This is a genomic window from Streptomyces sp. (genome assembly GCF_031178505.1).
Lineage (GTDB): Bacteria > Actinomycetota > Actinomycetes > Streptomycetales > Streptomycetaceae > Streptomyces > Streptomyces gulbargensis.
Genome location: NZ_JAPSIW010000270.1, coordinates 1 through 8,207 on the forward strand (window position 1 = coordinate 1; position 8,207 = coordinate 8,207).

The 8,207-nt window shown below is 74.2% G+C and carries 6 protein-coding genes; 1 reads left to right on the top strand and 5 read right to left on the bottom strand.

All coding sequences use genetic code 11. From position 1 onward, the window contains the following. A partial coding sequence (locus RIF68_RS18750; RefSeq protein ID WP_309052429.1) for a BTAD domain-containing putative transcriptional regulator occupies positions 1-2,810 on the bottom strand: 2,810 nt, incomplete at its 3' end. A 144-nt stretch (positions 2,811-2,954) separates the two neighbouring features. On the opposite strand from RIF68_RS18750, the gene RIF68_RS18755 reads away from it, so the two are divergent. Then, positions 2,955-3,722 carry an SDR family oxidoreductase gene (locus tag RIF68_RS18755; RefSeq protein WP_309052430.1) on the top strand — a complete coding sequence of 256 codons (768 nt, stop codon included), beginning with the start codon at positions 2,955-2,957 and terminating at the stop codon, positions 3,720-3,722. Here RIF68_RS18755 and RIF68_RS18760 read toward each other — a convergent pair. From RIF68_RS18760 to RIF68_RS18775, 4 genes are all read right to left on the bottom strand, one after another. Then, entirely contained in the window at positions 3,695-4,723 is a 1,029-nt protein-coding gene (locus RIF68_RS18760; RefSeq protein ID WP_309052431.1) for a Gfo/Idh/MocA family oxidoreductase, read from the bottom strand. The genes RIF68_RS18755 and RIF68_RS18760 overlap by 28 nt on opposite strands. Then, positions 4,720-6,108 (bottom strand): NDP-hexose 2,3-dehydratase family protein, encoded by a 1,389-nt coding sequence (locus RIF68_RS18765; protein WP_309052432.1) that lies wholly within the window; start codon positions 6,106-6,108, stop codon positions 4,720-4,722. Before RIF68_RS18765 ends, RIF68_RS18760 begins: the two co-directional genes overlap by 4 nt. After that, positions 6,105-7,418 carry a lipopolysaccharide biosynthesis protein RfbH gene (rfbH, locus tag RIF68_RS18770; RefSeq protein ID WP_309052433.1) on the bottom strand — a complete coding sequence of 438 codons (1,314 nt, stop codon included), beginning with the start codon at positions 7,416-7,418 and terminating at the stop codon, positions 6,105-6,107. Before rfbH ends, RIF68_RS18765 begins: the two co-directional genes overlap by 4 nt. After that, a partial coding sequence (locus RIF68_RS18775; protein ID WP_309052434.1) for a dTDP-glucose 4,6-dehydratase occupies positions 7,415-8,207 on the bottom strand: 793 nt, incomplete at its 5' end. The genes RIF68_RS18775 and rfbH, both read right to left, overlap by 4 nt.

Sequence of the window (8,207 nt, forward strand, 5' to 3'; positions counted from 1 at the left end):
TCGGTGAAGGTGCGGGCGCTGCGTTCGCCCGTGGTGCGCAGCGCGGGCAGGTCGCCGCGGACGAGGGCGTGGGTGGCGCTGACGGCGAGGGCGGCGGCGGTGCCCCAGGGATCGCCGAGGGCGGTGAAGCCGTCGAGGGCGCGGCGCGTGAGGGTCTCGCTGGTGCGGAGGTCACCGGTGGGCAGGAGCGCGAAGCCGAGGAGCCATTGGGTGTGGGCGAGGGCGTGGGGGTCGTCCAGGGCGGCGGTGAGGTCCAGGGCGGTGGCCAGGCGGGCGGCGCGGTCGTCGCCGTCGCCCTGGAGGAGGGTGACGGCGGTCCACCAGGCGGTGGCCGAGGCGACGAGGGCCGGGGGCGCGCCGGGCGGGGCGGTGGTGAGGGCGGTGCGCAGGGTGCGGCGCGCTTCGCGCAGCCGGCCGCGCAGGATCCAGTACCAGGCCAGGGCGTCGGCGAGGCGGAGGAGCGGGGTGGGGTCCTGGGTGTCGGGACGTTCGGGATCGGGGAGTTCGGCGGCCTTGCGGAGATTGGCCGTCTCCTGGTCGAGGCGGGTGAGCCAGGCGCGCTGGTCGGGACCGCGCAGGTGGGGGCGGGCGCGTTCGGCCAGGGCCGTGTAGTGGGCGCGGTGACGGCGGGTCAGGGCGGTGTGCTCGCCCGCCTCGTGGAGACGTTCGTGGCAGTAGGCGGCGACGGATTCGAGGAGCCGGTAGCGGACGCCGGCGGGGGTGTCGGCGGCGACGACGAGGGACCGGTCGACCAGACGGGCGAGGAGGTCGAGGACGTCCTCCCGCTTGACGCCGTCGCCGGCGCAGACGGTCTCGGCGGCTTCCAGGGTGCAGCCGTCGGCGTGGACGGCGAGGCGGCGCAGGACGATCTGCTCGGAGGCGGTGAGGAGTTCCCAGCTCCAGTCGATCATGGCGCGCAGGGTCTGCTGGCGGGCGGGGGCGGTGCGCGGGCCCGCGGTGAGCAGACGGAAGCGGTCGTCGAGCCGGTCCAGGAGGCCGTGGGGGCCGAGGACCTTCAGGCGGGTGGCGGCGAGTTCGAGGGCGAGCGGGATGCCGTCGAGGCGGCGGCAGATGGCGGCGACGGCCCCGGCGTTGTCGGCGGTGAGCGCGAAGTCCTGGACGGCGGCGGTGGCGCGGGCGACGAAGAGGCGGACCGCGCCCGAGCGGAGGAGGGCGTCCGGCGCGGGCCCCTCGGCGGGGGGTGCGGGCGGCGGCAGGTCGAGGGGCGGGACGGCCCGGACCTGTTCGCCGGGGACGCCGAGGGGTTCCTGGCTGGTGGCGAGGAGGCGTACGGCGGGGGCGGTGCGCAGGAGGTGGGCGGCGAGGTGGGCGACGGGGGCGGTGAGGTGCTCGCAGTTGTCGAGGACGAGCAGGAGGGTGCGGTCGCGGAGGGTGTCGGTGAGGCAGTGCAGCGGGGTGGGGCCGGTGAGGGTGTCGTCGCGGATGCCGAGCGCGGTGGTGAGAGCCTCGGCGAGGGCGGCGACGGGGTCGGTGGTGTCGGGGGCCGTGTCGAGGGCGGCGACGGGGTCGGTGGTGTCGGGGGCCGTGTCGAGGGCGGCGAGTTCGACGAGCCAGGTGCCGTCGGGGAAGGCGGGGGCGGCGCGGGTCGCGGCTTCGAGCGCGAGGCGGGTCTTGCCGACGCCGCCGGGGCCCGTGAGCGTCACGAGGCGGTGGGCGGTGAGCGCGGCGTGCAGGTCGGCGAGGGCGGCGGCGCGGCCGATCAGCTCGGTGTGCTGGGCCGGGAGGTTGGTGCGGGGGCGGCCGGGCGGGAGCGTGACGGGGGCGGGCCGCTCGTGCGGGGTGGGGGCGGGGGGCGTACCGGCGCCTCCGGCGGCCTGGGCCGCCGGGTCGGCGCGGGTGCCCGTCGCCGCGCGGGCCAGGGGTGTACCGGCGTCCGCCGCGGGCCCGTACGAGGACAGGGACGGGGGCACGTGGGAGGCGGGGGGCGGGGCCGTACCGGCGGCTCCCCGGGACGGGGGCACGTGGGAGGCGGGGGCCGGTGCCGAACCCGCGCCCGCCCGGGGCGGGGTCGTACCGGCGGCCTCCCGGGGCGGGGGCGCGTGGGGGTCCGGGGCGTCGCGGAGGATGGCCTCGTGGAGGGCCGTCAGGGCGGGGCCCGGATCGAGGCCGAGCTCCTCGGCGAGCCGGTCGCGCAGGTCCCCGTACGAGCGCAGGGCCTCGTGGCGGCGGCCCGTGCCGTACAGGGCGCGCAGGTGGGCGGCGCGGAGGCGTTCGCGCAGGGGGTGGCGTGCGACGGGCTCGGCGAGTTCGGCGGCGAGGGCCTCGTGCTCGCCGAGCGCGAGGCGGGTCTCGGCGAGGTCCTCCAGAGCGGCGAGCCGTTCCTCCTCGAGGGCGTCGGCGGCGGCGCGCAGGACGGGGTGGTCGGGGAGGCCGGCGTAGGCGGGGCCGCGCCACAGGGCGAGCGCGCCGGTGAGGAGGGCCGCCCGCTCGCCGGGGACGGGCGCGGTCCTGGCGCGGGCGGCCAGGGTGCGGAAACGGGTGGCGTCGAGGTGGTCGGGGTCGACGTCCAGGACGTAACCGCCGGGTCGTAACGCCAGGCGGCCGCGGCCCCCGGGGGCGGCGGTGCCGAGGATGCGGCGGAGCCGGGAGATCTTGTTCTGGAGGGCGTTGGCGGGGTTGCGGGGCGGCTCGGTGCCCCACAGGTCGTCGATGAGCCGGTGCGCGGGCACGGGGCGGCCGGCGTGGACGAGGAGATGGGCGAGGAGGGTGCGGACCTTGGTCTCCGTCACCGGGACGGCGGCCCCCTCGGCCGTCCGTACGGTGAGTGAGCCGAGAACCCCGAAACGCATGATGATCAGGATAGCCGTCGGGGCGTGTCAGCGCGGCGACAGCGGACGACAGCGGGGCGACAGGGCGGGGGCGCACGCTCGGGGACACCGGCCGGAGCACACGGTCCGGCACGGGTTGTCCACGAAGGAAGCGGGTTGTTCGTCATGGGGAAGTACGCGGGCAAGAAGGCCGTCGTCACCGGTGGGACGCACGGCATCGGGCTGGCCGTGGTCCGGGCGCTGCTCGACGGCGGCGCCGAGGTGCTGCTGACCGGGCGGAACGAGAAGAACATCGAGGCCGTGCGCACCGAGCTCGCGGGCCTGCCGGCGCACGTGGTGCGCTCCGACGCGGGCAGCATGGCCGACATCAAGGCGCTGGGCGGGATCGTCGAGGAGAAGCTCGGCCGGATCGACTTCCTGTTCGTGAACGTCGGTTACGCGGAGCTGGGCATGCTGGAGGAGGTGACGGAGGAGGCGTTCGACAAGTCCTTCGACATCAACACCAAGGGCGCCTTCTTCACGACGCAGGCGCTGGCGCCGCTGGTGAACGACGGGGGTTCGATCGTCTTCACGACGGCCGTGCTCGTCGGGCACGGATACCCGGGCACCAGTGTGGCGACGGGCATGAAGGCGGCGGTGGGCGGTTTCGCGAAGGTGTTCGCGGCCGAGCTGCTGGCGCGGAAGATCCGGGTGAACTCGGTCAGCCCCGGCTTCACCCTGACGCCGACGATGGGCTACGCGAACATGACGGAGGAGGAGAAGGCGGCGAACGAGAAGGAAGGCGCGCAGCTGACCCCCCTGGGCCGGCACGCGGAGCCGGAGGAGATCGCCGCGGCGGTGCTGTACCTGGCCTTCGACGCGACGTTCAGCACCGGCACCGTGCTGCACGCGGACGGCGGCATGGGTCAGGGCATCCCCCCGCTGTTCGAGTAGGCGGCCCGGCCCGCCGGGGCCGTGGGGGTGCCGGCGGCGGCCCGGAGCTCGTCCAGGAGCGTGGCCTGGACGAGCGTGACCGGGTCGGGCGGGGTGCCGTTGCGTACGGCGGCGGTGAAGGCGGCGACGGTGTTCGCCACCTGGTCCTCGGCGGGGACGCGCAGGGCGCGTCCCCGCTCGGGCGTTTCCAGGTGGATGACGGGCTCGTGGTCGGCGGGCGGGGTGAAGGCGCGGTCGACCGTGAGGCGGCCGTGGCTGCCGTGGAGCTCGTAGCGGTTCAGGTAGGCGTGGTCGAGGCCGAAGGCGAGGTGGGCGGTGACGCCTTCGGGGGTGGTGAGCAGGGCGGAGCCGGAGGTTTCCACCGGGGCGGCCGTGGGGTCGCCGTCGTGGGGGTGGGTGAGGGCGGCTCCGACGGCGCGCAGGCCGGTGCCGAGGTGGTGGAGGGCGGCCCGCAGGGGGTAGACGCCGGTGTCGGCGAGGGCGCCGCCGCCGAGGTCGGCGCGCAGGCGGATGTCGCCGGGGTCGCGGCGGGGGACGCAGAAGGCGGCGTGGAAGGAGCGGAGTTCGCCGATGGCGCCGTCGGCGACGAGGTCGCGGACGGCTCGGTGGAGGCCGTGGTGGACGAACATCACGTTCTCCATGAGGACGCGTCCACGGTCCCGGGCGAGGTCGGTGAGCCGGGCGGTGGTGGCGGCGTCGGTGCTGAGCGGTTTCTCGGCGAGGACGTGCTTGCCCGCGGTGAGTGCGGCCTCGGTCCAGGGGGCGTGGAGGGCGGCGGGCAGCGGGATGTAGACGGCGTCGACGGTGTCGTCGTCGAGGAGGGCGCGGTAGCCGTGGACGGCGCGGCAGCCGTAGGGGGCGGCGGCCTGCCGGGCCTTCGCCGGGTCGCGGCTGGCGACGGCGGCGAGTTCGGCGGTGGGCGCGGCGGCGAGGGCGGGCAGCATGCGGCGCAGGGCGATGTCGGCGCAGCCGAGGACGCCGACGCGGAGGGGCGGGGTCACAGCTGTACGGCTCCGGTGGTGAGGACGGCGAGCAGGGTGCGGGCCTGGACGTTGAGGTAGTGGCTGTGCCGGAGCAGGTCGGTGAGCTGGGCGGGGGTGGCCCAGCGGTAGCCGGGCGGGAGGTCCTCGGGGAGGCCGGCGCGGTCGGCGTCGACGAGGAGGTAGCGGCTCTCGGCGTTGAGGAACCGGCCGCCTTCCTCGGCGTGGACGGCCTCGTAGAGGACGGCGGAGGCGGGGGCGGCGCGGACGGCGTCGAGGAAGGGGGGCCGGTCCTCGCCGGTGAGGTGGGCGAAGTTCTCGGGGGTGTACTGGACGGTGGGGCCGAGTTCGACGGTGTCGAGGAAGCCGGCTTCGACGCGGGCGTGGACGAGGAGGTGGGGGACGCCGGCGAAGGAGCGGACGGCGAAGGCGGTGATGCCGCGGCCGACGGGTTCGAAGAGGGGCTGGGTCCAGCCGGTGACCTCGCGGTTGCCGGCTTCGACGGAGACGGCGGTGACGCGGAAGTAGCGGTCGTGGACGTGGCGGACGGTGTGGTCGTCGCGGATCCAGTCGGTGACGCGGGCGAGCGGGATCCGGCGGGTGTGGAGGTCGTGGCGGGAGCGTTCGCCGGTGATCCAGGACCGCAGGTCGGTGTCGGTGTGCAGGGCGTGGGGCGCGCCGTGGCCGGCGGGGACGCAGGCGAGGACGGTGCGGGCGTCCATGTTGACGGTGTTGGGGCGCAGCAGGAGGCGTCCGATCTGGCCGAGGGTGAGCCAGCAGAAGTCGTCGTCGGCGGGTACGTCGTCGGTGGTCTCGACGAGGACGTTGCGGTTGGCCTTGTGGTGGAACCAGGAGCCGTGCTCGGACTGGAGGGTGTCGGCGAGGACGTGTCCGCGGCGCGGGCCGGTGAAGTGTTCGAGGTACTTCACGTCGGCGCCGCGGTGGACCTTGGTGTAGTTGCTGCGGGTGGCCTGGACGGTGGGCGAGAGCTGGAGCAGGTTGGGGTTGCCGGGCTCCATCTTGGCCTGCATGAGGAAGTGGAGGACGCCGTCGAATTCCTTGGCGAGGATGCCGAGGATGCCGACTTCGGGCTGGTTGATGACGGGCTGCTGCCAGTGCCGGGCGGTGGGGCCCTGGCCGACGGTGACGTCGAGTCCTTCGACGGTGAAGAAGCGTCCGCTGCGGTGGCCGAGGTTGCCGGTGGCGGGGTCGAAGGACCAGCCGTCGAGGGCGGCGAAGGGGATGCGGTCGACGCGGAAGTGGTGGGCGCGGCGGCGGGCGTCGAGCCAGTCGTCGAAGGCGTCGGTGCGCAGCTGGTGGCCGGTGTCGGTGACGGCGGCGGAGCGGGCGAGGCGGTCGGCGAGCCGGTCGTCGTGGCGGGGGCGCAGGGCGGCGGCGGTGGTCACGTGTGGTCCTCCACGAAGGCGCGGATGGAGGCGATGACGTAGTCGAGCATCTCGTCGGTGAGGCCGGGATAGACGCCGACCCAGAAGGTGTGCTCGGTGACGATGTCGCTGTTGGTGAGGGTGCCGGAGACGCGGTGGGGCCGGTCGAGGTAGGCGGGGTGGCGGGTGAGGTTGCCGGCGAAGAGGCGCCGGGTGCCTATCTTGCGGGATTCGAGGAAGTCGACGAGGGCCGCGCGGGTGAAGGGGGCGTCGGGGTCGACGGTGAGGACGAAGCCGAACCAGCTGGGGTCGCTGCCGGGGGTGGCCTCGGGCAGCAGGAGGTGGGGGACGCCGTCGAGGCCGTCGCGCAGGCGGCGCCAGTTGCGCTTGCGGGCCTCGACGAAGGAGTCGAGCTTGGTGAGCTGGCTCAGTCCGAGGGCGGCCTGGAGGTCGGTGGCCTTCAGGTTGTAGCCGACGTGGCTGAAGATGTACTTGTGGTCGTACCCGGCGGGGAGGGTGCCCATCTGGTAGTCGAACCGCTTGAGGCAGGTGTTGTTCTTGCCCGGTTCGCACCAGCAGTCCCGGCCCCAGTCGCGGAGGGATTCGACGATCCGCGCGTACTGGAGGTTGGAGGTCAGGACGATGCCGCCTTCCCCCATGGTGAGGTGGTGGGCCGGGTAGAAGCTGACGGTGCTGAAGTGGCCGAAGGTGCCGGTGAGCCTGCCCTGGTAGGTGGAGCCGACGGCGTCGCAGTTGTCCTCGACGAGGAAGAGGCCGTGGTCCTCGGCGAGGCGGGCGATCTCGGCGGCCTCGAAGGGGTTGCCGAGGGCGTGGGCGATCATGATGGCCCGGGTGCGGGGGCCGATGGCCTGGGCGACGCGTTCGGCGGTGGTGTTGTACGTGCCGAGTTCGATGTCCACGAAGACGGGGACGAGCCCGTTCTGGACGATCGGGTTGACGGTGGTGGGGAAGCCGGCGGCGACGGTGATCACCTCGTCGCCGGGGCGCAGTCGCCGGTCCTCCAGGAGGTGGGAGGTGAGGGCGGACAGGGCGAGGAGGTTGGCGGAGGAGCCGGAGTTGGTGAGGTGGGCCTTGCGGACGCCGATGCGGCGGGCGAAGGCCGACTCGAACTTCCGGGAGCTGGGGCCGGCGGCGATGCGCAGGTCGAGGGCGGCTTCGACGAGGGCGGCGCGGTCGTCGGCGTCGAGGACGGCGCCGGAGGGCCAGATCTCGGTGACGCCGGGGACGAAGCCGCCGGCGGTCGCGGTGTGCTCGCTGTCCTGGTGGTACTTGCGGGTCTCGTCCAGGACGAGTGCCTTGTGGTCGCTCATGCGGGGTTTCCCTCTCCGTGGTCGTGGCCTCGGGCCTCTTCGTGGCGGTGCTTGGACGCCTTCCACCAGGCGGTGTTGTCGCGGTACCAGGCGACGGTGTCGGCCAGGCCCTGGTCGAACGGCACGAGGGGGGCGTATCCCAGTTCCTCGCGGATCTTGGTCTCGTCCAGGGAGTAGCGCAGGTCGTGGCCCTTGCGGTCGGCGACGTGGCGGACCGCGGAGCGGTCGGCGCCGCAGAGGTGCAGCAGCCGTTCGGTGACGGCGAGGTTGGTCTGCTCGTTGCCGCCGCCGACGTTGTAGATCTCGCCGGGGCGGCCGCGGGTGAGGACGAGCTGGATGGCGCGGCAGTGGTCGTCGACGTGGAGCCATTCGCGGACGTTGAGGCCGTCGCCGTAGAGGGGGACGGTGCCGCCCTCCAGGAGGTTGGTGACGAAGAGGGGGATGAGTTTCTCGGGGTGCTGGTAGGGCCCGTAGTTGTTGGAGCAGCGGGTGAGGGACAGGTCGAGTCCGTGGGTGCGCCAGTAGGCGCGGGCGATGAGGTCCGAGGAGGCCTTGGTCGCCGCGTACGGGGAGTTGGGCAGCAGCGGGTGGTCCTCGGTCCAGGAGCCTTCGGCGATGGTGCCGTACACCTCGTCGGTGGAGACGTGGACGACGCGGGCGACGCCGGTGGCCACGCAGGCCTCCAGGAGGGTCTGGGTGCCGCCGACGTTGGTGCGGACGAATTCGGCGGCGGCGGCCAGGGAGCGGTCGACGTGGGATTCCGCGGCGAAGTGGACGACGGCGTCGTGG

Bases quoted from the DNA above. Each gene is read 5' to 3' on its own strand.
- RIF68_RS18755 (WP_309052430.1), top strand. From the start codon at position 2,955: ATGGGGAAGTACGCGGGCAAGAAGGCCGTCGTCACCGGTGGGACGCAC.
- rfbH (WP_309052433.1), bottom strand. From the start codon at position 7,418: ATGAGCGACCACAAGGCACTCGTCCTGGACGAGACCCGCAAGTACCAC.